This window comes from Tessaracoccus sp. (assembly GCF_016714275.1).
Taxonomy (GTDB): Bacteria; Actinomycetota; Actinomycetes; order Propionibacteriales; family Propionibacteriaceae; genus Arachnia.
Genome location: NZ_JADJNP010000012.1, coordinates 1 through 23,290, shown reverse-complemented (window position 1 = coordinate 23,290; position 23,290 = coordinate 1). Strand labels below are relative to the sequence as shown.

Genomic DNA, 23,290 nt, shown 5'->3' with positions numbered 1-23,290 from the left:
TGCTTCCTTCCCCATCAGTTACGCGCCAGTGATCCACGGGTCGCGCCCCTTCGTGTCGTCTGCCGTCAGCGGCAGCGGTTCGGCATCTTCCGGCCAGATCGGTTCACCGATCGGGCTGTGATGCGCATCGTCGTCCCGGTACTCATAGCTGGTCCGCTTCACCCAACCGTCAAAGATGTCGAGCATGTGCAGGAACTGGTCGAACCAGTGGTCGTCCAACTCGACCGGCACAAGTTCCACAGACCCGTTCATCAGGTGCGCGCAGAGCAGCGTGTCGATCCGCGGCATCGGCGCATCAATCCAGTCGGTGTACTTCCCGCCCCGCGGCCCGACCCGCGGCTGCGCAACGAGCCGCAGGTCGCAGTTCGCGTACGCGTTCAGCTGCAGCGCGACCTCGGGATAGACGCGCTTGCCCGTCTTGATGTCGAGCAGCGACCGGCCGAACCGCGGCGACTCGACGACCAGGTCGAGAGTGCCGGCGTACCGGTACGCGGTGTGCGCGACCGGTGCCTCGGTGAACACGGTCTGCATCTGCCACATGTCGAGCATCCGTGCGTATGGCTGCACGTAGGGCTGCAGGTCGATCGGCACGTCGACGACTTCGCCGTGCGCGATGCGGTCGCCGAGAGCGTGCACCCGGTTGCCGCGGACGACCGCGACCCGGTTCGTGTTGAACCGTGCCTGCTCCATCTCCCGCAGACGTTCCGCGCTGCGCATCTCCGACAGCCGCGACCAGTTGTCGTCGGCGAACGCCGCTGTCTGTTGCGCGGCCCATGCGACGAGCGCCGGCTTGTCGAGCACGCCGATGACGGTCGTGACGCCGGGCACCTTCTCGCCGTCCAGGATGTAGCTGTGTGAGTTGCCGTGATTCTTGCGTTCGAGCCTCATCGGGTCGCCTTCTGTTCGTCGTTCGCGGCGTCGTGCGCCTCATCGGGAATGGTGTGCTGCTGGTAGTAGTCGGCGTTCGCGTCGGTCTGCACGACGTCGACGATGACCGGGTCGACGACGTCGTCGAGCACGGCACCACAGTCGAGACATACGCGCCGTTTCGGGGTCGACGACCCGATCGTGCGCAGCCACGCCGTTTCGGTGTGCGCGCAGTAGTTCCGCCAGTCAGCCATGATCGCCGCCCCGCATCCGTGCCTGATCGAACTCGGCATGGCTGGTCCGCTCGGCAGCCTCGATCAGCCGCACCGCTTCCTGGTTCATCGACATCCGCAGCGTCAGCGCGACGTGTGGCGGTAGGTATGCCATGCCGACAGCGGCGACCGCGGACAGGTTGTGCAGCGTGCACGCCGATACGGTGACGGGTTCGCCGTGCACATGGTCGGACGGCCCGAGCGTGAACTCGAACACGGGGTGATCCTGGTCACTCATCGTCGACCCCGACCTCAGCGCGGAGCAGTTCACGGATACCGACGACGGCGAGCAGTCCGAGCGCGGCGACGACGACGATCGCGACAGCGCGGCCGACGAGCGTTGCTGCCAGCTGCAGCCCCTCGACGGTGATCATGACTCGACCCGCCGTGCGCCACGGGATCAGCGCCCCGCCGGCCGCGCCCCCCAGCGCGTCATGATCCGACGACGGCACCACAGCGACGCCGACCAGCTGCACCGACGACGAGCCGAGCACATGATCGATGCCCTCGCCGACGTGCTGCCACGACGGGAACAGCCTGCCCACCCATGACGGGTTCAGGTTCAGGTCGCCGCCGAGCACCAGCCGACCAGACGACCAGCGCCCAATGACGCTTGCGACCTTCGCCGACTGGTTCACGACATCCGGTGCATGCGGCGACAGGTGCGTCACGCACGCCCGATACCCGGCATCGACCTGCACGCACAACAGACGCCGCGGCTGCCGACCGGTCGTGCCCTTCGGATTCTTGCCCCACGGCAGCGACCAGCTAGCACGCTGCACGATCCTGCCCAGCACGAACAGCGCGTTACCCGACTGGTTCCCGCGCGCCCGATCGTTACAGCCCTTCGACCTCGTCGTCGTCGTGAACGCAGCCGAATAGCCGAGCCTGCCCAACGACGTGCGCAGCGCCCGGTACTGCTTCCCGCACAGTTCCTGCAGCGCCAGCACCGACGGCCGGTACTCGGCGACCAGCTGCAGCACGTCACGCTGCACAGCGCCCACGACGCCGCGGTTCCCGAACCCCTCACGGTCGGTCCCGCCGTGCACGTTCAGCGTCGCGACCGTAATCGGATCGGACGCGGCGACGACCTGCGGAGCAGGCTCAAGGTTCTCGGCACACGCTGTCGGTCCCGCGGTCACGGCCAGCGTGACGACCAGGATCAGCGCACGAATGACGCGCGTGCTCATGGCTCGACGATCGGGTCGCCGGGGTGCGCACGGTATGCCCGGCCGCGGACGGCGAGCACAGCGTCGACCTGCGCCTGCGTGAACAGGTAGCCGCCAGTCTTGCCCGGCGAGCTTCTGCTCGAACTTGATCTGTCCGAGCTTGATCCAGCGGGAGAGCGTCGAGCGGTCGACGTGCAGCTGGTCGCACGCGTCCGCGCTGGTTAGCAGCGCCTTCGGTGTGTCTGTCATGTGCAGCACCTTATGCAACTTGTGCACGAACGCACAAGGTGTGCGCGCGTGTCGTGGCCCGAAACGCAGAAAATCGGCCGTCTCCCGCAATGGGAGACGGCCGACCGTCCGAACACACGCACCACCAGCTGCCACACGCACAGCGCCTCGCACAGCCTCAACCAGCCCTACAGATCACGGACCACCAGCACGCCCGTTTCGTCATCCTCACGCCCGTTCGCCGTCACGATGTGACACCGCAACGGCACCCGCTGCCGCGGCTCCCCACCAGCAATCCACACCTTGACCGCAGTCGCCGTGTGAGTCACCGCCGACAGTTCGATCGGGGGTGTGCCCGTCGCCGACGTCGTCACCGTCGCCGACACGATCGTGTCGCCGTCCGTCAGCACGTTCGACTTCGACCAATCGAACTCATAGTCGAGCTTCGCGTTCGGGTCGTGATACTTCGGAGTTCCTGCCATGCCTTCACCTTCCCTCGACGATGAACCTGCGCGACCTGGTCGCGACCAGCCACACCCGATCGCGCGGCGTCACCGGCGTCACGGTACGAATGATCGGCGAACCAGCGAACGACAACACGAGCAGCACCCGCACCGCGACCACATTCGCGGCAGCGGAGAACAGCACCGACGGTCGAGCCGTCAGCGCGAGCGTCGCCGGCACAGCGACAACCGTCGCGGATCCGGCAGCGACGGGAGCGACCGCGGCAACCGTCACCGACGGACGGACCGCGACGACCGCAGTGCCCGCCGACACGACGGGAGGAACCGCCGCCAGCTGCGCAGCCGTCGCCACAGCTGCAGACGACGCGTTCTGCGTTCCCGCGACCGCGGGTGCCGGAACGGCCACCGTGACAGCCGTCGCCGTGGTGAGAACCGACGCGTGCCGCTGCCCGGCGATCACCGGAACAGCACCAGCCGCCAGCGTCACAGCCACCGCGACCGCAGTCACAGCACCCGACCCGCCGACCGATGCCACCGGCACGCCGGCCGCGACCGTGATCACAGCCGGAACCGCAGCAACCGTCGCGGATCCAGACACGACGGGAGCAACAGCAGCGAGCGTCGCACCAAGTGCAACCGCGGCCGTCGACGCATTCCGCTGCCCGAGCACGGCCGGCACAACAGCCGTCACCGTCACCACCGGATCGACAGCAACGACCGTCGGCTGCCGCTGCCCCGACACCACCGGAGCAACCGCCGCCAGCGTGATCCCGACCGGACCGCCACCGGACACACCAGCCTCGGCGTACACGCTCGGCGCGATGACGGCCAGGTCGACGAAATCGACCACAACCGCAGGCACCGACGAGTCGAGAGTCGGGGGAGGGTTCAGCCCCGACGCCGCCGTGTCATACCCGACCGCGTCGAACTGCATCGACCCCGTCTGTGTGCCCGTCGTCGTCTTGCTACCGACCCGGAAATCGGTATACGCAGCTGCGCCCGTGTTCCGGCCCGTCAGCAGCGTCGAGTCATCGGTCGCTGTCGTCGAGCTCGGCGACGGGTAGAACGCGAGCCGCACGGTGCCCGTCGACGCGTTCTGCGTCGCGAACAGCGACACCCGCACCCAAGTCGTCGCCGGCACAGCCGACGTCGTGTACAGCGTCGTTCCCGCCGCATTCTTGAGTACCAGCGTCCGTGTCGACGTCATCTCGACCGACACCATGCGCGAACCGGTGCCGACCCAGAAAATCGCGACGTTCCCCGACGGTGCCGTCGTCACGTACAGCAACGCGTCGAGCGCGAATGACGTCACGCCGCCGAGCGAGTTCTTTGCGATGTAGATGCCGCCCGACGACACGGTCGCGACCAGCGAGATCGACCGTGTGCCGATCGGTGGCGAGTTCGCCGTCGAGATCGTGCCCGTGCCACCAGTCACGACGACGAACGACGACCCCGTGTTGCCGGCTGTGATCGCGTCGCCATTGCTGCCGCTCTCAAAGTCCCAACGAACTACAGCCATGCCCCGCCCCCCATCATGCGTTCACCTTGAACGACGGCAACACGGTCGCCGTCGACAGTTCGTTACCCGGCACCAGATCCCAGACCCAGTTCGTTCCGATCGCGGCGTCGAGCCCGGTCTGCGATGCCTTCCCGACGAGCCGGTGATTCGTTCCGAACCCCTGGTCGTTCGCGACCCGGTTACGTTGGATCGACGTGACGCCGTCGTTCGTGGTGAACGCCGTCGGTACGCCGAGCGTGTTGATGCCGACCCCGCCGCCCCGTAACCAGTTGTCCTCGAACACGAACTCGCCCGGGTTCGCCCCGGCAGCCGTGTTCACCATGACCGCGGACAGCGAGACCGGGTTCGGGTAGAACGGTGCCCCGGTCGTGAGCACGCCGCCCCCGTCGTATGCCGGGGTGCCCCAACCGCTACCGATCGCGGTGTCGAGCAGCCCTTCGATCCTGCTGCCCTGCACCCGGACGCCGAGCCCGCCGGCCCACTGGAACCCGTCGGAGTGTGACTGGTTATCGGAGTGCGTCGAGTCGGGACAGAACCGCATCAGCCCGTGCACCCAGCTACGGGTGACGACCACATCGGTACGGGTCTGCCCGTCCGCGACGGCCGGCCCGAACCCGTCGATCGAGCTCGAGAAATCGCAGCAGTCAGCCGACCAGTTACACCCGATGATGTTGTTCGTGTACACGTTTTGCGAACGTGCCTTGAACACGCAATCAGTGAAAACGATGTCCTCGGTCGTGTCGTACCGGCAGAGCACGCTCGCCGGGTTGTTCGACGGCTGCACCAGCGGCCCCCAAAACCTGCAGTTCGGGAACCGGTAGTGCTTGCCCGGGATAAACACGGTGCCGTAAAAATCCGTGTTCGCGATCGTCTTGATCGACGCCGTCACATCGGCGAACGTGATGTTTGTCGCCTGCGTGATCCGGCTCGCCCCGGTGTCGCTCAGCCCCGTCGTTGTGGCATCGGGAAAATACTGCCCGGCCACCAGGTCAGCACGGTCGGCGACAGGTGCCCATCGCCGACCGCCCGTGATCGAGATCGCCATGACAGCAGCCCCCGCCCGCGGGTTACGCCGTGGTCAAGGTCAGGATGCCGGCCGCGTCCCATGTGATGGTGAAGTTCCCGGCCGTGCTCACGACATCGACACCGAAATCGACGTACGCGATCAGCGGGGACGTCGCCGCGGTGCCGGTGCTCTTGTAGATGATCGCGTACCGTGCCGTGATCGTCGAGCTCGCCCAGGTCGTGTCAGCTGCGTCGATCGCCTGCGTGTTCGTGCCCGCGGTGTACGTCGACGTTTTCGTGCCGAGCGTTGCGCCGCCTGCGGTGTACCCGGTGCCGGTGACCTCGTTCGTGATGTCGTTGAAAAAGTCGTGCACATCCTGGTCGGGTGTGTACGTGCTGGTGCAGAGCGCGACCTTGATCGTGTCGCTGGCCCAGTTGATCGACCCGGACGCGAGCGCGGCGAGAGCCGGCCCGTATGCCTTCGCGGTGACAGCCATGTTCATGCCTTTCGTGTGTGTGCTGCTGCTGGTTGTGTCGTGCCGGCGTTTCGATACGCGTCGTGCCTGCCGGCCAGCGCGGACGCGTTCACCTGGTGCGCGCTACGGGTCGCAGCTGGTCCTCAGCTGCGACCCGTCGCGGTAGTTACTCGGGAACGCGTCGTGTGTCGATCGACAGACGCGTCGTGTAGGTACTCGGCTACGCCTTCGGGATGTTCGGGACCGTGACGCCCACAGCGAGCACGCCCGCCAGGAACGCAATACCAGCCGTGCCCGGCGTGGTGAACGCAGTCAGGTCGAACTGCGGTGCAGCGCCGTCGACGGCCACGATGAACCCCAACGCGATCGCGCCCCATCCGACGACCTGGTTCAGAATGCGCCGGGTTGCCGGCTTCTCGATCACGACGTTCGGTGTGTCATTGTCCATTGATCTGCCTTCCTTACGGTATGAACGGCCAGTCGGTTACGGCGATCATCGGGATCGTCTGACCGGCCAGGGGGTGCGTCGAGTCCGGCAGGAACTCCCACCGGCCCGACCTGATAAACGAGTGACAGACGCTGCCCGCCGCCCCGTACGACACGTGCAGCGACGGCGACACCGTCGGCTGCTCGAGGTTCCCATCGAACTCCCACACGGGACCGATGACAGGCTCACGCCCGTCGGCGATCCACCACGCGTGCAGGTCGTCGCAGCCCGGGCACCACACCCAACACGCGGTGCGGTTCGTGACCTGCTCTTGCCGCTGCTCGACGACGTTCACGACGTCGGCACCGGTGTGCGCAGTGTCAAGTTCCCGACCATCCCGTCATGATCCGACGCCGACGTCGCATGCTCACTGCCCCCGGTCCGATCATCAATGTCGCCACGCACAGCGATCAGATCCAGCGGATCGAACCCGTCGGGATCGTACGTGTCGACGAACGGCGTCACGATCCGGTAACCAGCCTTGACCAGCTGGTCGCGCGGATCACTCGACCAGTCGCCGCCGACGACGACGTTCGGGTACTGCGCGAGCTTCGCGATCACCTTCGCGACGTCGGCACGCTTGCCGGCGACCTTGTTGTCATGGCTGCCGCCGATCGCATCCGATGCCCTGATGTGCACCGATGCCGCGACGAACGATGCCCCGTTGCGCTTGCTGGTCAGCAGCGTCGCGATCATCTTGTGGTACGGCGTGCCGAGATCCAGTTCGAGCCGGTCGCCCCAGCTGTACTTCGCCCCATCCCAGAACAGCGCGACCGTGCCGAACGGATACACCTTGAACCCGGTCGCTGCACGGATCGAGTCGCGTGCCTGCTCGTCGACCTCCTGCGCGAGCAGCACAGACGGCCGCAGCACGTCGTCGACGAACGCAGCGTCGACGCTGTACGGCCCGCCGCCGAACCGCTTGAGTTCCGCGTTGTACGTCGCCGCACGGAAGTCGACCGCGGCCGGTGCCGGGGTCGGCACGGGCACCGGGTCGGGCACCGGAGTCGGGGTGCCCGCAACCGGATACGTCGCGCCGAGCAACGCCGACCAGGTCAGCGGCCCGTCGACCCCGTCAGGATCGAGCGCGTTCAGATGCTGGAACGCCTTGACGCTCGAGCAGCCGAGCAGCCGCAGCCGCTCGGCGAGATCCGCCGCCCGATGCTTGTCGAGATCCCGGTCATACTCAAGATGCCACCGCTCCGACGGCACGCTGCGATAGAACCCGAACGCCCTGATCCGCGGACGCTCGCCCGCCTTCGGCTTGCTCGACCCAGTTGCGCCCTGCATCGCCCACACGAACGCCGCCGACGGTGCATACTTCCCTGCCGTGGTCGTGTGGAAGTCGAGCGCCCGGCCGTCGACGTGCGGTGCGTGGAACGTCGGACGTGCCGCGATGATGCCGCGTTTCCTCGCCGTCTCGAACAGCACGCGCTGTTCCTCGAGCGTCCGCATGAACACGTCGACGCCCCCGGCCGGCATGCCTGCCTTGAGCGCCCGCAGGTACGCAGCCGCGACGTCGCCGCGGAGCGTGTGCCCCGCCTGGTCGACGGGATACGTCCTCGAGATCGTCATCGTTCCTTCCTTACTGCTTGTCATCCGGCAGGGGTTCGGGATCGGGTGCGCCCGGCTGCCGATATCGGTAGTACAGATCAAGGTGCCGGCGTGCCCACGCCCACAGCCTTTGTTCGCGCGTCTCGAGTTCCGCAACCCGTTCGCGAACGTCTTTCAACTCGGCGAGATCCTGCCCCCGCAGCGTGACCTCGGTCGACTGGTTCGTCGACCTGCGCGCGTTCCGCTGAATGTAGATGCCGAGCCCGAGCGTCGTCAGAACTGACAGCAGCCCGAGCCAGCCCTCGAAACTCACCGCACCCGCCGACGTCGCGTACGTCGGCCCGTCAGCGGTGCACGCACGTCGGCCGGGATACGGGAGATATGCCCCACCCAAGCGACGACGCCGAGCCATACGCACGCCGAATACCAGCCGAGCGGATCGCCCGGGGGTGGCCCCGGGATCAGGTCAGCGAGCCACGCCCACCCGAACGACGCGACCCGCAGCCCCGGCTGTATGACGAGCAGGAACAGCCCGAGCTCTGATGCGTGTTTGAACGGTGAGAGCACGATCGCCGCAATACCGGTGACGATCCACAGCGCCGCAGTGAGTTCGGCCGGGAACGTCTGATGGAACACGGACGGCGTCATCATCTGTTCGGGACCGGTCAGCGACCGCAGCCCGATCAGAATCCACAGACACCCGGCCAGGATCATGCCCTCAGCCCTGATCCCGACGTGTCGGTGCACCAGGTCAGCTACTCGATTCCGCATCCTCACAGCCTCCCTAGTGCGATCCAGTTCACCGTCGTCGCAGTGCCCGATGTTCGGTACAGCACGATCGTCGCCTGCGTCAGCGTCACGTTCACCGCCGACGTCTCTTTCACAGCCGAACCCGGGAACCCGGTCAGCGCCGTCGTCAGAACCGTCGGGATCGACGCGAACGCAACCGGGAACGTAATGACCTGCGACGTCGGAGTATTCGCCGTCGGAGTGATCGACACCGCGCCCCGCTGCGGAACCATCGCAGCCGACGACACCGCGCCGAGCAACGACGCGTACGCCGGCTGCCCGGTGTTGAACACGCCCGACGTCGGCGCGTACGCCTGCCATGCGATCGTCGTCTTTGTCGTGTTGGTACGCAGCACCCAGCCGGTGAACCCGGTCGTCGACACGCTTGACACCCAGACCTGTTTAACCTCGCTGCCCGGCACCGACGTCTGCCCCGTCGCGAACACGCGCGGCGTGACAACGAACGGTGTCGGGAACGTGACGACGACCGGGGTCGCCGTGTTCGCGACCGGAGTCATTCGCACAATGCCGGCCTGATCTGCCATAGGTGGCAGCAGCGAGTTAAGGTTCGCCGCTGTCGTGACCTCGTTCGCCATGAACACGTGAGCCGCCATATCAGTTCACCGCCAACCACTGCACCGACGTAACCGTCGTCGTCGTTCGGTAGATCCAGATCGTGAACCCGGTCGTCGACACACTCGCCACGGACACTTCCTGAATCTCGTCGCCGTCCGAGCCGGCACCGATCGTCAACACCACAATCGGAGCAGCAGAGAACGCGGTCGGGAACGTCACGGCGAGCGACGTCACCGTATTCGCGACCGGAGTGATCGACGATGCCCCAGCTTGGATCTGCGGCCCGTTCCACGCCGTCGAGTTCAGATGCGTGTGCGTGATCTCGTTACCGGCATGCCAGGTCGAGTTCGTGTCATCAACGACCGGCCCCAGCGGTGCCGCCAGATACCCGGCCGACACCTTCCCGCGCGTAGCGTCGCCGACGATCAGCATGCGGTCGCGCGGATCGTACGACGTCGGCAGCGAGATCGACCACACATCAGCACCGATCGTCTCGACCGACCCGTCGACGATGCCCGACTGTGTCGTCGACGGCAGCTGCACCGGCAGCCCGGGAACCTGCAGCAGATCACCGAAATCGAGCAACGCCAGCTGGTGCGCGTTCGCCGCCGTGATCGTCATTAGGTCGAACGGTGCATACGGCACCCGCGGGGGTGCCGCACTGGTGTTGACCGTCCAGTCAACGACGGACCTGCCGCCGCTGTCAGGAACGACGCCCGGGATCTCGCGAGCCTGCCCATCCGCAGACGACTTCGCCGAGTACGTCGAACCATCCGGCCAGGTCGTCGACGCCTCCGACACGTCGCCTTCTAGGTCACGGTCCCACTGGACCGACGGGTCGATCACACCGGACGGTGCGACAACCGCGGCCGGCAGGTAGTCGAACGATGTCACCCTGATCTGCCCGTCACGCGCGCCCGAGATCCGCGACAGCGTGCCCTGCATGTATTGCCCGATCAGGTCGGCAGCGGTCGACCCTTCGGTGCGGAGCAGGTCGACGTCACGGTCGCTGCCCTGCGTGACCGCGCCGATCGCCGGCATGCCCGACCAGGTCGCGAGCTTCCCGATCGCATCCGACAGCGTGAACATTTCGGCTGGTCCGGTCATCTGGTCGACGTCGAGCCCGGCCGTCACTGCGAGCGACACCCACAGCCCTAGATGCTTGATCTCGCCCGAGTACATCCGAGCACGGCCCGACTCGACTGCGAACGCACCGCCGACCGCGACGATTGAATCGAGCATCGTTGTCGACGAGTGCCGGGTTCCGGTCGTGCCGGAACTGCCCAGCTTGACCGTCGTCGGTGTCACTGTCAGCGTGTCGAACTTCGGGCCCGACCAGGTGCCCGACGTCGACAGCACGTAATCAATGGGGTCGCCGCTGCTGTCGAGTTTCGTCTCGATCGCACTCATCGTTTTCGCGCTGGTGTCATACCAGACGCCGAGCGAGTAGCTATCCGTCCCGATCTGGAACAGGTAGCCGTCTTTCGCGGCCGGTGATGCGATGAACGATGCACACCAAAACGTCGGCAGGTCGATACCGACGTCGGATGCCAGGTACACGCCGTTGTCTGATGCCGGGGTGAACACGATCCCGCCGCCCGAGTCGGTCGGCAGGATCACGCCCGACTGCCACGCGACCTCGCCACCGGTGCCCCACTGCTTGACCTTGAGCGCCGGCTGCCCGGTGCCCGACTGGTCAGCGGCAGATGCCGACTCGGGATCTGTCAACGGGTAGTACGCGATCGGGCTGCGTTCGACCGTCGTCTCGACCGCGACGGACCGTAGCGGACGCCTGCCGAGCATGCTGATCGCGTCGATCGCCGTCACGTTCACCCGGCAGTCGGTGCCGACACTGTTGCCCCACGCGAGCGATTCGGAGTCGACGTACCCCCAGAATCGCAGCTGCCAGACACCGTTCAGGAACTCGCTGAACCGGATCTCGCGAAACCTGGTCACGTACGGGTAATAGCTCGACGCCGACCGTTCGGGGGTGAGTTCGCCGTCGCTGTTGTCGAGCGTCAGCGTCATCGTGCCCGCCTGCGGCAGCCGATCCTCAGACACGCCCCGCGTGATCACGACCGGTGCACCCGTCTCGCCCCACAGCAGCCGAGTCGTCAGGTCTTTCCACCCGTTCAGGTTCTGCTCGAGCTTCACCAGTGGAATGCCCGCAGCTGCCATGACCTGCCCCCGTTCGTGTCATCCGTCGCGTGGCGATCGCCGACGCGTACTGCCCAGCTGGTACGACGGGTTCAGCGTTTCCGCAGGAACGACAGCGTGCCACCCGGCCCCCGCGACCGCATCAACCCGTAGAGCTCACGCTCGATCGCCTCAGCGAACGCACGCGGCCCGGCCGGCAAACCCTGCAGGATCATCTGCACCGTCATGCCACCCGACGCCGAACCGGTACGGTTCAGCCCGCCCTGGTTCGCGAACGCACGCGACTGCCCGTTACTCATGACCTGCGCCCGAGCCGGCAGCCGCACGATCTCCGGCCCACCTTCACCGACGACTGACAGCTGATCGAACGGGTTCGACGACGTACCAGACGCGTTCGCGCTGATGTGCATCTTGCCGCCACCGACGCCACGAATCGTGATGTTGCTGATACCCGTTTTCCGAACGTTCGCCTGAATATCGAGTTTCTTCCCGCGGAGCTTGTCGAGCTTCGCCTTGAGCTTGTCGACAGCCTTCGTGTCGCCGCGCGCCTCAGCCTTCACGATCCGATCCTTAATGCCCTTGATCCGCGCGTTCAGCTTGTCGACGTTCGCGACGGCCGGCTTCGTGTCGACCTTCACCGGGGGATCGTTCGCGAGCGACTCGAGCCCGGTCCCGACGGTGTCGATACCGTCCGCGATCGTCCGCATCTTGTCGCCCGCATCGTCAGGGATCAGGTTCAGGAAATCGACCTGGTTCATTGCGTCGACCATCGACCCCATGCTGCGGACCGCGTTGCCCTGCTGCTTGATGAACCAGCCGAGCGCCGGTGCGACGTACTTCCGCAGCACGTCCCACAGGAACGAGAACCCCTGCCCGAGCAGGTCGAGCGCAGCCGATGCCCCGGCAGCTGCTTCGGGGTTCGCGTCGAGCCAATCGAGCACACCCTGCCCGGCGTCGGTCAGCCCGATCATTGCCGGCTGCAGCTTCTCGCCGATGCCTTCCTGCAGGTCACCGAACGACGCCGCCAGGATCTTCGACTTCTTTTCCGCCTCAGGCACCTTGTCGGAGTACCCGCCGACCGACTTCTCGAGCCCCTTCATGATGATCGCGTAATTCTTCGCCGGGTCGCCGGTGTCCTTGAACTTGATCCCGAGCTCTTTCATCGCTTTCGCGTTGCCCATGATCGCCTTGCCCAGCACACCCGCCGACGTCGGGATCGTCTTACCGGTCCGGTTCGCGTAGTCGACGAGCAGCGGCGTCATATCGCGCAGCTGCTTCCCGGTCAGCTTGTACCGTGCGAGCACAGCCTGCCCTGATGCGATGTCGTCAGCGTCTGCACCCGTCTTACGCTGCAATGCTTCGTTGTACTTCCGCATCGACTCGATCGACACGCTCTGCACCTTCGGGAACCGCCGATATGCGTCCTCGAGTTGTGCCTGCGACTTCTCGGCGTCGGCGAACGCCTTGATGCTGTCGCCGCCGAAGTCGATAGCAGCCTTGCCGGCGACGACGAGCCCGGCAGCAATCCCGAGCATGGCACCCTTGCCGATGCTGCCCAGCTTCGACGTCGCGGTCGTGACGCCCTTCGCCGACCGCTCGACCTTGTGCAGCGCCGTCGACGCCGACTTGTCGTGCCCGATCAGCGTGAGCTTGAGTGCCTGCTCGTTCCCCACCGTTACTCGCCCCCTAGAGTCTTGTACCCGTCCCATTCGCGGTAACTGCAGAACTGCGCGAACGTCAGCTGCAGGATCTCCCACGGCTTGAACCCATACAGGTATGCCAATAGCGGTTGCGCTCGTTCGACCTGTAGCTCGATCGGCTTCGTCGGCCGACGCCGCCAATCACCTACAGGTCGGAACCTTTTCCCTCGGCGTCATCCTCATCGTCGTCGTCGTCCTCGACGCCCTCGTCGTTCAACCAGGTCACGTCGTCGAACCGGTACTGCAGCGCCTCGTCGAGCGTGACATCGTCGCCGGCCGCGCGACGTGCAAGCCACACGGTCATCGTGATCGAGAACCTGAACTCGGGGTGCGCCTTCTGCGCAGCAAAGTTCGGCAGCCGGTTGATCTCTTTCGCGATCGCGATGACGTCCTCCCAGGTCCGCGCTTCGCTGATGTCGGCTTTCGCGAGCCACCGCTCGACGCGGATCTGGTCACCGACCAGGATGTCGGCGAGATCGACGTGCGTGTACGTCTTGCCGTTCAGAATGAAACCGCTCACTTGAGTTCCTTCATGATGTCGTCGAGCACCTTCGCCAGATTGGCACGGTCCTCGGGTGGAAGTTGCTGGAATGCGTCGCCGTACGTGCCGGCGAGAACCTTCGTGTCGGACCACCATGCGCGGCCCCACACGGGGTGACGGACGAGCCCGAGCCGGTTGATCCGGTTGATCTGTGAGCGCCGTTTGTTGCCGAGCCAGATATCGACCCCGGTGCCACGCACTGCGGTCGTCGTCTTGTCGCCGGCCAGACGCGCAGCGAGCCCGCCCCGGCTCGGCATTTTCGCCGAGCCGGTAGCGAGCACATGCCGGCCGATCGGCCCGGCCGCTTCACGGATGCGCTTGAGCATCGCGCGCTTGACCTTCCGGTCGACCGTCTTGAGCTTCCCGATCAGCTTCACGTAATCGGACGCGATGACGTCGACCGGCATGATCAGATCGCCGTGTCGAGCGTCCGCTGCATGATCTGCAGCAGCGGGTTCGTGCCGTTCTCGAGTGCGGTGTAGTTACACGATGCTTTGTTGATCTCGCCGGTCGGCTTCGGCAGTTCACCGTCGAGACGGAAGTTCGCGATCGCGAACTGAATCGTCTCCTTGCCGGTCGCCAGGGTCGCCGCTTCGAAGTTCACGACGAGAGTCAGGTCGGTATCTGCGAGGAACGCGTCGCGGTAAACGGTGTCGCTGTACTCGATCCCGATCGTGCCCGTGACCGCTGCCAGACCGGGCACCGGGATCGACTTCCGGCCACCGTTCCCGGCCAGGAACCGGGACACGTCCGCGTTTCGTGTCACGTCCATCGACCAGTTCGTGATGTTCGCGAGCGGAGTCGCACCGGTTGCGAGTGCCGTGTTCGTTGCCTGCGCGTAGGTGCCGCCGTACAGCGACGCCCCGGCAAAGCTGAACAGGTTCGCCCCGGTCGGCCGGTTCGGGGTCGCGAGCCCGGTCGCGAGCGACAGGTCGCGTGCGTCGACGTCGAGCCGTAGCTGCAGGATGTCGGCGTTGTCCATGCTGAACCCGAACGTCGGCACGGTGCACCCGGTGTAGGTGAACGGGTCGACGACTGCCGACCCGTCAGCGGACAGCCGCGGGATGCCGTGCTGCATCGTGAACGGCTTCAATGGTCCGCCGAGCGTGTGCACGGTCTGGTACACCGCACCCGAAACGACCGTGTGTGTTGCGGTGCCGCCGCACAGTTTGTTGATCATGTAGCCGTAGGACTTCGACACCGGCTCGAGGTTGAACGGTCCGCCGTAGTCGAAGTTCGGCGTGACGCGCCGGTCACGGATCGGACCGACCGCACCCACCCGCAGACCTTCGCCCTGCTTCCGGTTCGGCCGGTATTCCATGCCGTCGCCCGACTTCGGTTCGTACGACCTGGTCACGGTGACCGGGGTTCCGAACGTCGTCTCGTCGCCGATCATGAACTGCACGTCTTGAACGCTTGCCATGGTTACTCACTTCCTTCGGTGTTTTCGGCCGCAGCTGCGACCGGCGTCGATGTCTTGCTGCGAGCCCGCTTGCGCGGCTGCCTCGGTTCGGGAACGTCCTCGAACATGGTCGTCGCGAGTGCCCGATCTCGGTCGATGCCGGCGAGCTCGACGATCTGCCCCGGCTCGATCGCGAACAGTCCGAGCGTCGGGTAATCGGCACCGAACGGTGCGACGTGTATGAGACTCATCTGCTCTAGCCTTCCGAGTTGAGATTGAACGTGAACCCGACGCGGAACACTGCGAGCGCGAGTGCCCCATCTTCGGCGTTGTCCTGGTCGTACTCGAGCCCGCCGAACGACGTCTTGACCAGCCCGTACGGTGCTGTGAATCCTTCGGGGTCGAGCCTGATGTTCGTGCGCAGTAGCCGCTGCACCGTCGCGAGAATGCCCTCGCATCGGGTACGGCATGCGCGCTGGTCGCCGTCGGCGTCGCGGCAGATCACGACACACGTCACGCTGCCCGTCTCGGTCCGCAGTGTGGGCCCGGCACCCGACCATTCCTGATCGGATTGCCCGGCCGCGACCTGCCCCGTACCGAACGGGTTGTCGACCCCGATGTGCAGGAAATCGCCGACGTCGTCAATGTTCCCGAGCCCGTCGACGACAGCGACACCGCCGTCGACGAACTCAGGTTCGACGCTCAGAATGTCGTACGGCTGGTTCATGACCGGGAACAGACCGGACACTGTTGCGGTCACGGCCGGGCCCCCTTCGCGTGTGGCTCGAGGATCTTGTCGGCCCGCGCCTGCAGGTCGACGGTCACGTTCGACGCCTTCTGCGGCTGCCTCGCCTGCCAGTTGTGTTTCGTCAGCAGCTTCGCAGCACCGATCGCCCACGCCGGCCGGTCATCGACCGGGATCTCAGCGACGGGATCGTATGCGTACCCGACGGTGTAGGTGACGTCGAGCCAACCGCCCGGCAGCGCGTACGTGCCGCCCCACACGCCGCCGTTACCGACGACCAGCTGGTCGACCAGTACGACGTACTCGGGGTGATCCTGCACTGCGACCGCGGTCACAGTCGTCGGCGACTCGGCGAGCCGCAGGTAACGACCGTTCGACCAGACGCGCTCGGTGATCGTGCGCTGTTCGATCGGCCCGGCGATGTCCTCGACGTAGTCGCATGCCGTCCTCGCGTCAGCCTCGACCCCTGCCGCACTCTGTGCCGCTGTCGCACCGACGAACGTCGCGACGTCATCAGCTTCCATATCGAGAAACATCGCCGCCCCCCTCTACTTGTTCGGTGCGGGTGCCGGCCGCGCCTTGTTCCGACGCGGTGCCGGTGCAGCCTTCGGTGCCGGTGCCTGCTGTTCGGTGAGATCCGCCGTGACCTTCGCAGCCGCGGCGTCCTCAGCTTCCTTCTGCTTGTCGGCGACCTCAGCCGCCGCAGCGGCGACCGCCTGCTCGGCAGCGGCGACCGTGTCGGGATCGTGGAGATCGGCCGGCTCGGCGTCGACAGCCTGGTCGGCGACGCCCCACACCTTCGCATCGGCATCGTCGAGCATCAGCGTCGTTTCGTGCCCGTACATGACGACCCGGTACGGCTTGAGTTCACTCATCGTCTTTCCTTCCCTGCGTGCGGCGGTCGTGGTGCCCCCTGCCCCCCCCCCCCTTCCCCCCCCCCCCCCCTGTGGGCGGGGGGGCCGCGGCCGCTCTCGCCGCCCGGCCCCGCCCGTCCTTGCTTTTTCCTCTCCCCCCCCCCCCCCCCCGCCCCGCCCGGCCCGGCGGGCGGCGTGGGCGCCGGGGGGGCCCCCCCCCCCCCCCCGCCCCCCCGCGGCGCTTCCCCCCCCGCCCGCCCGCCCGCCCTGCTGCGAACATGGACTGCTCGGGGTGCCCGACCCCGCTTCGGTCGTCGGTGCCCTGCCACCTGGTGGTTGTCGCCGCCCGCCCACACGGGACGCCGACGAGCCATGACCTCAGCGCCCGGTGACCCCCCCCCCCCCCCGCCGCCCCCGCCGGCGGCCGGCCATGACCGAACGCGGTCGGTCCGAAGGCCAGCTGCGAACGCGACGCGTTCCTCAGCGAGAATCGCGACCAGGTTGCGGATGAAGAAATCCGCGTGCGAGTCGGTCATGCTCACGGACGACTGCTCACGATCCCAGAGAACCGCCTTCGAGAAATCGCCGACGAGCGCGGTGCCCGCGGTGATCGCCTCGGACTCGATCACCTTCATGCCCCACAGGGAGCGGTTCGGGAAATCGAAGAACGGACCGGGACCGTAGAACCGGTTCTGCGCGTCCTTCGCGGTGTCGATCTTCTCGCCCTGCGTCGGGTTCACGACGATCGCGGTCGGGACAACCCGGCCGACGGTCTGCGCGAGCCGCTTCGCAGTACGGAAGGAAGCGAACCAGGTCGCGTCGTTCGTGGTCACGGCAGCCGTGGTCTGAATGCCGCTGGTCCCGATGATGCCCTGCAGGTTCTCGCCGGAACCGTTGCCGGTCAGGATCTGCGTTTCCTCGGTCTCGGCGAGATCGGCGACGAGCTCGTCGTTGATCAGACCCTCGAGCGCGGCGACGTCAGCAAGCGCACGCTTGGTTGCGGGCACCCACTCGGCGAGCGTCTTGACGACCGCGGTCGCCTTCTGGAACGTCCACGCGCCCTCCGGCTTGTAGCCGCCGTTCGCGTTCAGCTGCAGCGGATCGCCGAGAGCCGCACCGGTGATCGGTGCCGCGGAGCTTGTCGCCTCAGCGACGAACGCTGCCGCGTTGGTGTGCGCCAGCTGCTTGACGTACTCGACGGTGTCGCTGCCGGTACGACGCACGCTGATCAGATCGCGGATCGTCAGCGGACGCCGGCCCAGCATCTCGAGGATGTCGGTCCGTTCGGGGACGACGAACCCGCCGACGCTGGTGCTGGACGAACCAACGAGCAGCGCCTTCTGCCGGATCAGCGACTTGAACGCGACCGGGTCGGACTGCACCCGCATGCCGTCGTTCACGTGCACCGAACCGTCGCTGGTCGTGAACTGCCGCATCAGCTGCTTGAACTGCGGGCTGCCGATGAACGTCTCGCCGAGCGACTTCTGCACCCGGTCGCGGGACGGGGTCGCCGCCTTCTGCTCGTCGAGATCGTCGACGGCATCCGTCCCGATCAGTTCGGCGAGTTCCTTCGCCTGCGCGAGAACCTGCTCGTCGGCCTTCGCGACCTCGGCAGCCTTCCGTGCGCTGGCAGCCTGCGCCGCCTTCTCGTTGAACGACGCACGCTCGTCGTCGGTCATCTCCCGGCCGGCAGCCTCAGCTGCTTCCGCGATCGCCTTCGCTGCGCCCAGGAACCCGAGAGCATCCTTGAGCAGCCGCTGGTACTTGGTCATGACTGAATCCCTTCGTTGTCGGTGTTGTCTTGCTGCTCGCACGCGATCAGTTCCGCGGCGAGATCGATCTGCTCGAGCGACATCTTGACGAGAGCTTGACGCATGGCAGCGGGATCGGGCTGCGGTTCGTCTGCTTTGGCCTTGCCGTCGTCCGGTACTTTCTCGAGTCCGTCGAGAACGTTCCCGATCGACTCATACGCTGCGCGTAGCAGCGTCTCATTCTTCGACGAGAGCACGCGCCCCGCCTTGAGTTCGGCCGCGATGTTCTGCAACGCTGCCGCCGCCTGGTCCTGCTTGATGCCGGCGACGAACGTGTCGTCGTTGGCGGCGAACGGCACGAATGAGAACTCGTGCACCTTCACCTTTCGGAGTTCGTTCGCCGGCCCGTCGACGAGATCCCCCGCAGCGATCGAGAGGACGGTCTTGCCCTCGTCGAGCGTGTCAAATGAGAACGAGAGCTTTCCGAGCCGGCGACCCTTCACCAGCCGGTACACCTTCTGCGCCTTCGGCTCAGGGTCGAACATGCCCTTCACCCACCAGCCGCGATCGTCGGTGCCCTGGTCGGTGCCCGCAGCGACGTAATACTCGGGGTCGTCGAACCGGTGCCCGAACTGCCCCGGGAGTGTCTGGCCTGATGCCTTCCACTTCGCGATCGTGTCGTCGAACGCGCCCTTTGCGATGACGTCTCCGTAGCTGTCCGGCCGACGGATGAACGTCGACGGATAGACGATGAACTCGCCCTCAGCGAGCCCGTCCTCAGGACCGGCCTTCACTGCACCGATCGGAACAATCTTGCTCTTGAACATGCTCATCGCCCTTCGATCGATTCCGTGATCGCGGCCACCGTCTCGGCGTCGGCCTCGTCGTTCTCCCTGCTCAGGTGCTCGAGCTCGCAATGCTGCGCGTAGCTCTTGCTGATCCAGATCGTGCCGCACACCCGGCACTGCTTCTCCCGGTCACGATGCCCCGCGGGGAGTTGCGCCCACGGGTCGACCGGGTCGACCGCCCGTAGCGCTCGCGCAGTGGCGAACACGTCACCAGCTGCACGCGACGCGTCGTGTGCGGATCCAGACGCGACGGCTTTCGGTGCCGAGTCGGTCGGCGATGCCTGCCCCCCGGTGAGCACGTTCAGCGGCACGATCAGTTCGTCGCCGCCGTCCATCCGCGGCAGGTTCAGCCGTCCGCGGCCCTCGTTCCTGGTCATGACCGGCCCGCCGACCATCGTCTGCATGACGGCTGCTTGTTCCTCGAACGAGCCGCGCATCTTCGCCTCAAGGTTGAACTCGGGATACATGCCGGCAGTGCCCGGGAAATCGTTCAGCAGCTGCAGCGCGAACTCTTGCTGCATCATGACGAGCCACGGCCCTAGCGTGTCCTGGTACAGCTGCTGGTGCTGTTCCTTGATGTTGGAGAACGTCGCGTGTTCGAGGATGCCGACCATCGGCAGCGGCACGTGATACGCGCTTGCGACTTCCTCCCTGGTGAGCTTCCGTGCCTGCGTGTACTCGGCCTGCTGCGGGGTGATCTGCGACGCAACGAACTTCATGCCGTCCTCGAGGATCGGGGTGCCGCCAGCCCCGGGCCCGTCGCCGGTGTAGAGCCCCGACCAGTCGTTACGGAAATCTTCACGGGCACGCGGCGACCACTTCGCCGCCTGCGGCCGTTCGATGACACCCGAGAACCGGGCCCCGTTCGACCACATCTGCGACCGGTAGATTCCCGCGTTCCACGATTCGAGCAGGATCTGCCGCAGCGTTTCCATCGGGGGTGTTCCCCAGACCCCGGTAGGGCTGTACCCGCGGAACAGCAGCACGTCGGCGAGATCGAACTCGCGGCTGCCCTTCGACCCCTTGAGTTTCACGCCGTCGAGATCGAGCCAACTGTCGCCGATCGGTGTCAGCTTCGCCGGCGGCAGCCGGAACAGCGACCGCGACCCGTCCGCCGCCTTGAGCTTCGCAAAGCACGCGACGTCGTAAATGCCGATGTCGTGAACCAGCGTGTCGACGAACCGGTACTGCGTCATCTTCGGATTCGGCCGGTCGAGCATCTTCGCGAGCGGATGATCGGTGACGCGCCTGCGGTCGGTGTCGCTCACACGCTCGAACAGCTGCAGCCCGATCTGCGCCAAGTTCCGTGCGAGGAAGTCGACGACCGTGCGAACCTGCGGCTGCGTCCGCCAAATCTCGGCGTACGTCGCGGTGTACGTCGACCCCAGCTGCAGGCTGCCGCCCCGCGGGATCTCACGCCGGTCGATGCCGGCGAGTTCACCGGCAGAAATCACGTACGACATCAGCGGCCCCCGTCCGTCTCAGGAAGTTGAATGAACGCGACCTGCGTGTACTCGATCAGAACCTCGCCGTCGAGCGGAACATGCTGCCCCGCCTGGTGTAGCGACGCCGACCGCAGGATCAGGATCGGTTTGCGGTCGTCCCACAGGATGCCGCTGATCGCGGTGCCGTCGTGCAGGTTCACCACCACACGCCGGGAGATCGCCACCCGGCCGAAAGACATCGCCACCTAAACCACTTCCAATCTGTTCGATTCGTAAGCTGATCCGCCCTCGTTCACACCGGACAGTGCAGCAGTTGCGCCCATGATCGGCCCGATCTCACCGGCCGACTTCCTACGCCCCCACCGGGAACGTTCCTCACCGACCGGGACCAGCACGACCGACGCCGCCGCGGTCGACAGTTCAACCTGCCCGATATGAACCAGTTCGTGCAACGCGATCGCGTCGACCATATCGGCGACCAGTTCCGGCCAATCGCCCGGCTGAACGTACTCAACGTTGCAGCCGAGCTCGGCGAGCCGCGGACCGAACGTTGCCGCCTGCGACTTATCCAGAATCCGCACCCGCAACGCCGGGTACAGCTTGAGCAGACGACGGAACCTGCGCAGCACCCACGTCGTGCCCGGCCGGTGATCCGGCTCAAGGTCGCCCGACTTCGTGCGCCGCACCGAAACCTCGACGTGCTTCCTACCTTCCGCGTTCAGACCCGCGGCGACGATCGTCGACCAGGTCCGCTTCGGGTTCACGTCCAGCCCGAACACGGGTTCGCCGACGATCTCGCTGTCGGCGTCCTCAAGTTCCTCCCACGTGTCATCGTCGATGCCGACCAGATCATCGCTTTCGTCGGGTTCATCCCAATACCCGAGCCGTTCCCGACCGAACTCGGCCGGGTCGAGATCCTTTCGCTCGTCCTCGATGTACTCGATCGTGATGCGGCCGCGCGCGACGCCTAGGTTCGCCCGCAGATACCGGTCGACCTGGTCATACCGGCAGCCGTCGACGCCGTACAGGTGCGAGCATTCCTCGCCGGCCGCACACGCCCCCGGGAGATCGTCGCAATATTCGATGTAGTAGAACCGCGGGTCGAGCGTCCGGTCGCCGCGCCGGCCACGATCACGCATCGCCCGGGCCCGAGCCGACATACCGATACCGGCCGACGTCGCCCCAATCCGCTGCCGATCAGGGAACGTCGTCTGCGCCGGCAGCAGCGTGCCCTCATGCTGCTTCGTCACGAATAGGTACTCATCCCAAATCTGCTTCCCGAACGCACGCCCACGACCAGCCCTGGTCGACCTGGTGACGAACGGGAACTGCCGACCCTCGTTGTACCGGCCCCCCTTGAGCTCGATCATCTCGTCGCCTTGCCCGTCGAGAATCTTCACGACGTGCCGCGACAGTGCCGGCGTCGACTCGATCATCGCCGCGACGTGCTCGAAGTTCGCGCGAGCCGTCTTGTGCTGGTGCGCCGACCAGGTCGCGCCCGGCTCACACGTCACGAACATCCAGCCGAGTTCGATCTGCTCGAGGTTGATCGACTTGAAGTTCTGCCGCGGCCCGACGAGCAGCCCCGACGTGACAGCCGGCAGCCCGAGCCGTTCACCGAACACGGCGTCGAGCCCGACCTGCTGCTCGGGGTCGGGAGGAATCCCGCCGAGCGCGGCGATGTCGGCGACCAGCGGCCCGAGCGTGTAATCGAACTCGGGCACCATCAGGTACGCCGGCACGATCAGGGTCGCCGGGTCGACGTGCAGCCGCTCGAGCGTGTCGATCGACACCCGCGCCCCCTCTCAGTCCCGGGGGGGCGGGGCCCCGCCCCCGGCGGCGCCCCCCCCCCCCGCCCGCGCGGCCGCTCAGCCGGCCGACTGCCGCCGCGCGAACTCGCGCCGCATCTCGACGACCTGCGCCTGCACAGCAGCCACCGGATCGACCTCGACGTCGGGAACCTGGTCACGCAACGCCGCAGCAGTCAGAACCACCAGCTGCCGCGACAGCGAATACATCGCCGACGCCGTCGTTCCCGCATCGTCCATCCGCGACGCGAGTGCTCGAGCCTGCAACCCGAGCGACGTCTTGCCGGCGTCACCGAGCTCGTCGATCAGCTGCGCCTCGATCGGGCCCGGCCGAACAGCCGAGCCGACGCCCTTCGACCCCGTCGCTGCGCCTTTTCGGCCTGCCACAGCAGATCGCCGGCCCGCCGACGCCCTCGAACCCCGTGCACCGATCGCGACAACCGCAGCAATACCCGACGCCTGCCTGATCTGCTCACCGTCCGCCTCCCGCTTGTGCTTCGCCCGGTTCGCCCGCAAACGGCAGTTGTCGGTCGCGTACACGCCCGTCGACTTCCGCGGGGTGAACTCAACCCCGCAACCACACGCGCAGACCTTCACGCTGCCCCCTATCCGTCTCCGGGACGCCGCGACGCG

Annotated in this window: 29 protein-coding genes; all 29 read right to left on the bottom strand. The window is 66.3% G+C overall.

What is annotated here, in order from left to right:
* Positions 1–18: 18 nt before the first annotated feature.
* Positions 19–888, bottom strand: coding sequence for a hypothetical protein (locus IPJ61_RS20935; RefSeq protein WP_297112424.1), 870 nt, complete (start codon positions 886–888; stop codon positions 19–21).
* Complete coding sequence (locus IPJ61_RS20930; protein ID WP_297112422.1) at positions 885–1,121, bottom strand: hypothetical protein; 237 nt, start codon at positions 1,119–1,121, stop codon at positions 885–887. The genes IPJ61_RS20935 and IPJ61_RS20930 overlap by 4 nt, the downstream gene beginning before the upstream one ends.
* Positions 1,114–1,356 carry a hypothetical protein gene (locus tag IPJ61_RS20925; RefSeq protein WP_297112421.1) on the bottom strand — a complete coding sequence of 81 codons (243 nt, stop codon included), beginning with the start codon at positions 1,354–1,356 and terminating at the stop codon, positions 1,114–1,116. The genes IPJ61_RS20930 and IPJ61_RS20925 overlap by 8 nt, the downstream gene beginning before the upstream one ends.
* Positions 1,357–1,369: 13 nt before the next feature.
* Positions 1,370–2,557 carry an endonuclease/exonuclease/phosphatase family protein gene (locus IPJ61_RS20920; protein ID WP_297112419.1) on the bottom strand — a complete coding sequence of 396 codons (1,188 nt, stop codon included), beginning with the start codon at positions 2,555–2,557 and terminating at the stop codon, positions 1,370–1,372.
* Positions 2,558–2,724: 167 nt separating this feature from the next.
* Positions 2,725–3,018, bottom strand: a complete 294-nt coding sequence (locus IPJ61_RS20915) for a phage fiber-tail adaptor protein (protein ID WP_297112417.1) — start codon at positions 3,016–3,018, stop codon at positions 2,725–2,727.
* Between the two features lie 4 nt (positions 3,019–3,022).
* Positions 3,023–4,519 (bottom strand): hypothetical protein, encoded by a 1,497-nt coding sequence (locus IPJ61_RS20910; RefSeq protein ID WP_297112415.1) that lies wholly within the window; start codon positions 4,517–4,519, stop codon positions 3,023–3,025.
* A 13-nt stretch (positions 4,520–4,532) separates the two neighbouring features.
* Positions 4,533–5,564, bottom strand: a complete 1,032-nt coding sequence (locus tag IPJ61_RS20905) for a hypothetical protein (protein ID WP_297112414.1) — start codon at positions 5,562–5,564, stop codon at positions 4,533–4,535.
* Positions 5,565–5,586: 22 nt separating this feature from the next.
* Positions 5,587–6,021 (bottom strand): hypothetical protein, encoded by a 435-nt coding sequence (locus IPJ61_RS20900; protein ID WP_297112412.1) that lies wholly within the window; start codon positions 6,019–6,021, stop codon positions 5,587–5,589.
* Between the two features lie 199 nt (positions 6,022–6,220).
* Positions 6,221–6,448: a hypothetical protein gene (locus IPJ61_RS20895; protein WP_297112410.1), complete on the bottom strand. Its 228-nt coding sequence runs from the start codon at positions 6,446–6,448 to the stop codon at positions 6,221–6,223.
* Between the two features lie 13 nt (positions 6,449–6,461).
* Positions 6,462–6,782 carry a DUF6527 family protein gene (locus IPJ61_RS20890; protein WP_297112408.1) on the bottom strand — a complete coding sequence of 107 codons (321 nt, stop codon included), beginning with the start codon at positions 6,780–6,782 and terminating at the stop codon, positions 6,462–6,464.
* Positions 6,779–8,062, bottom strand: a complete 1,284-nt coding sequence (locus tag IPJ61_RS20885; RefSeq protein WP_297112406.1) for a M15 family metallopeptidase domain-containing protein — start codon at positions 8,060–8,062, stop codon at positions 6,779–6,781. The genes IPJ61_RS20890 and IPJ61_RS20885 overlap by 4 nt, the downstream gene beginning before the upstream one ends.
* A 10-nt stretch (positions 8,063–8,072) precedes the next feature.
* A complete protein-coding gene (locus IPJ61_RS20880; RefSeq protein ID WP_297112404.1) occupies positions 8,073–8,354 on the bottom strand; it encodes a hypothetical protein in 282 nt (93 codons plus the stop codon).
* The gene (locus IPJ61_RS20875) at positions 8,351–8,755 is read right to left on the bottom strand and encodes a hypothetical protein (protein WP_297112402.1); all 405 of its coding nucleotides are present in this window, start codon (positions 8,753–8,755) and stop codon (positions 8,351–8,353) included. Before IPJ61_RS20875 ends, IPJ61_RS20880 begins: the two co-directional genes overlap by 4 nt.
* Before the next feature lie 59 nt (positions 8,756–8,814).
* Entirely contained in the window at positions 8,815–9,348 is a 534-nt protein-coding gene (locus IPJ61_RS20870) for a hypothetical protein (RefSeq protein ID WP_297112400.1), read from the bottom strand.
* Positions 9,349–9,445: 97 nt separating this feature from the next.
* A complete protein-coding gene (locus IPJ61_RS20865) occupies positions 9,446–11,560 on the bottom strand; it encodes an H-type lectin domain-containing protein (protein ID WP_297112398.1) in 2,115 nt (704 codons plus the stop codon).
* 95 nt (positions 11,561–11,655) lie between these two features.
* Positions 11,656–13,236, bottom strand: coding sequence for a phage tail tape measure protein (locus IPJ61_RS20860; protein ID WP_297112396.1), 1,581 nt, complete (start codon positions 13,234–13,236; stop codon positions 11,656–11,658).
* A gap of 172 nt (positions 13,237–13,408) precedes the next feature.
* Positions 13,409–13,783 (bottom strand): hypothetical protein, encoded by a 375-nt coding sequence (locus IPJ61_RS20855; RefSeq protein WP_297112394.1) that lies wholly within the window; start codon positions 13,781–13,783, stop codon positions 13,409–13,411.
* Positions 13,780–14,211, bottom strand: a complete 432-nt coding sequence (locus tag IPJ61_RS20850; protein ID WP_297112392.1) for a hypothetical protein — start codon at positions 14,209–14,211, stop codon at positions 13,780–13,782. Before IPJ61_RS20850 ends, IPJ61_RS20855 begins: the two co-directional genes overlap by 4 nt.
* A gap of 2 nt (positions 14,212–14,213) precedes the next feature.
* On the bottom strand, positions 14,214–15,227 hold the full coding sequence (locus IPJ61_RS20845; RefSeq protein WP_297112390.1) for a phage tail tube protein: 1,014 nt from the start codon (positions 15,225–15,227) through the stop codon (positions 14,214–14,216).
* Positions 15,228–15,229: 2 nt separating this feature from the next.
* Positions 15,230–15,457: a hypothetical protein gene (locus IPJ61_RS20840; RefSeq protein WP_297112388.1), complete on the bottom strand. Its 228-nt coding sequence runs from the start codon at positions 15,455–15,457 to the stop codon at positions 15,230–15,232.
* Between the two features lie 5 nt (positions 15,458–15,462).
* Positions 15,463–15,966 (bottom strand): hypothetical protein, encoded by a 504-nt coding sequence (locus IPJ61_RS20835; RefSeq protein ID WP_297112386.1) that lies wholly within the window; start codon positions 15,964–15,966, stop codon positions 15,463–15,465.
* Positions 15,963–16,487, bottom strand: coding sequence for a hypothetical protein (locus tag IPJ61_RS20830; protein ID WP_297112384.1), 525 nt, complete (start codon positions 16,485–16,487; stop codon positions 15,963–15,965). Before IPJ61_RS20830 ends, IPJ61_RS20835 begins: the two co-directional genes overlap by 4 nt.
* A gap of 12 nt (positions 16,488–16,499) precedes the next feature.
* Complete coding sequence (locus IPJ61_RS20825; protein ID WP_297112382.1) at positions 16,500–16,826, bottom strand: hypothetical protein; 327 nt, start codon at positions 16,824–16,826, stop codon at positions 16,500–16,502.
* Positions 16,823–18,577 carry a phage major capsid protein gene (locus IPJ61_RS20820; protein ID WP_297112380.1) on the bottom strand — a complete coding sequence of 585 codons (1,755 nt, stop codon included), beginning with the start codon at positions 18,575–18,577 and terminating at the stop codon, positions 16,823–16,825. Before IPJ61_RS20820 ends, IPJ61_RS20825 begins: the two co-directional genes overlap by 4 nt.
* A complete protein-coding gene (locus IPJ61_RS20815) occupies positions 18,574–19,383 on the bottom strand; it encodes an HK97 family phage prohead protease (protein WP_297112378.1) in 810 nt (269 codons plus the stop codon). Before IPJ61_RS20815 ends, IPJ61_RS20820 begins: the two co-directional genes overlap by 4 nt.
* 2 nt (positions 19,384–19,385) lie before the next feature.
* The gene (locus IPJ61_RS20810) at positions 19,386–20,867 is read right to left on the bottom strand and encodes a phage portal protein (RefSeq protein ID WP_297112376.1); all 1,482 of its coding nucleotides are present in this window, start codon (positions 20,865–20,867) and stop codon (positions 19,386–19,388) included.
* Positions 20,867–21,088: a hypothetical protein gene (locus IPJ61_RS20805; RefSeq protein ID WP_297112374.1), complete on the bottom strand. Its 222-nt coding sequence runs from the start codon at positions 21,086–21,088 to the stop codon at positions 20,867–20,869. Before IPJ61_RS20805 ends, IPJ61_RS20810 begins: the two co-directional genes overlap by 1 nt.
* Before the next feature lie 6 nt (positions 21,089–21,094).
* On the bottom strand, positions 21,095–22,642 hold the full coding sequence (locus IPJ61_RS20800) for a hypothetical protein (protein ID WP_297112372.1): 1,548 nt from the start codon (positions 22,640–22,642) through the stop codon (positions 21,095–21,097).
* A gap of 75 nt (positions 22,643–22,717) precedes the next feature.
* Positions 22,718–23,290, bottom strand: a 573-nt coding sequence (locus tag IPJ61_RS20795) for a hypothetical protein (RefSeq protein ID WP_297112370.1), incomplete at its 5' end; no start/stop codon positions are given.

Bases quoted from the DNA above. Each gene is read 5' to 3' on its own strand.
- IPJ61_RS20895 (WP_297112410.1), bottom strand. From the start codon at position 6,448: ATGGACAATGACACACCGAACGTCGTGATCGAGAAGCCGGCAACCCGG.
- IPJ61_RS20915 (WP_297112417.1), bottom strand. From the start codon at position 3,018: ATGGCAGGAACTCCGAAGTATCACGACCCGAACGCGAAGCTCGACTAT.
- IPJ61_RS20930 (WP_297112422.1), bottom strand. From the start codon at position 1,121: ATGGCTGACTGGCGGAACTACTGCGCGCACACCGAAACGGCGTGGCTG.
- IPJ61_RS20885 (WP_297112406.1), bottom strand. From the start codon at position 8,062: ATGACGATCTCGAGGACGTATCCCGTCGACCAGGCGGGGCACACGCTC.
- IPJ61_RS20845 (WP_297112390.1), bottom strand. From the start codon at position 15,227: ATGGCAAGCGTTCAAGACGTGCAGTTCATGATCGGCGACGAGACGACG.
- IPJ61_RS20875 (WP_297112402.1), bottom strand. From the start codon at position 8,755: ATGATCCTGGCCGGGTGTCTGTGGATTCTGATCGGGCTGCGGTCGCTG.
- IPJ61_RS20850 (WP_297112392.1), bottom strand. From the start codon at position 14,211: ATGCCGGTCGACGTCATCGCGTCCGATTACGTGAAGCTGATCGGGAAG.
- IPJ61_RS20810 (WP_297112376.1), bottom strand. From the start codon at position 20,867: ATGTCGTACGTGATTTCTGCCGGTGAACTCGCCGGCATCGACCGGCGT.
- IPJ61_RS20805 (WP_297112374.1), bottom strand. From the start codon at position 21,088: ATGTCTTTCGGCCGGGTGGCGATCTCCCGGCGTGTGGTGGTGAACCTG.
- IPJ61_RS20900 (WP_297112412.1), bottom strand. From the start codon at position 6,021: ATGGCTGTCACCGCGAAGGCATACGGGCCGGCTCTCGCCGCGCTCGCG.
- IPJ61_RS20825 (WP_297112382.1), bottom strand. From the start codon at position 16,826: ATGAGTGAACTCAAGCCGTACCGGGTCGTCATGTACGGGCACGAAACG.
- IPJ61_RS20830 (WP_297112384.1), bottom strand. From the start codon at position 16,487: ATGTTTCTCGATATGGAAGCTGATGACGTCGCGACGTTCGTCGGTGCG.
- IPJ61_RS20815 (WP_297112378.1), bottom strand. From the start codon at position 19,383: ATGTTCAAGAGCAAGATTGTTCCGATCGGTGCAGTGAAGGCCGGTCCT.
- IPJ61_RS20910 (WP_297112415.1), bottom strand. From the start codon at position 4,519: ATGGCTGTAGTTCGTTGGGACTTTGAGAGCGGCAGCAATGGCGACGCG.
- IPJ61_RS20920 (WP_297112419.1), bottom strand. From the start codon at position 2,557: ATGACAGACACACCGAAGGCGCTGCTAACCAGCGCGGACGCGTGCGAC.
- IPJ61_RS20820 (WP_297112380.1), bottom strand. From the start codon at position 18,577: ATGACCAAGTACCAGCGGCTGCTCAAGGATGCTCTCGGGTTCCTGGGC.
- IPJ61_RS20935 (WP_297112424.1), bottom strand. From the start codon at position 888: ATGAGGCTCGAACGCAAGAATCACGGCAACTCACACAGCTACATCCTG.
- IPJ61_RS20870 (WP_297112400.1), bottom strand. From the start codon at position 9,348: ATGACTCCGGTCGCGAACACGGCGACCCCGGTCGTCGTCACGTTCCCG.
- IPJ61_RS20840 (WP_297112388.1), bottom strand. From the start codon at position 15,457: ATGAGTCTCATACACGTCGCACCGTTCGGTGCCGATTACCCGACGCTC.
- IPJ61_RS20905 (WP_297112414.1), bottom strand. From the start codon at position 5,564: ATGGCGATCTCGATCACGGGCGGTCGGCGATGGGCACCTGTCGCCGAC.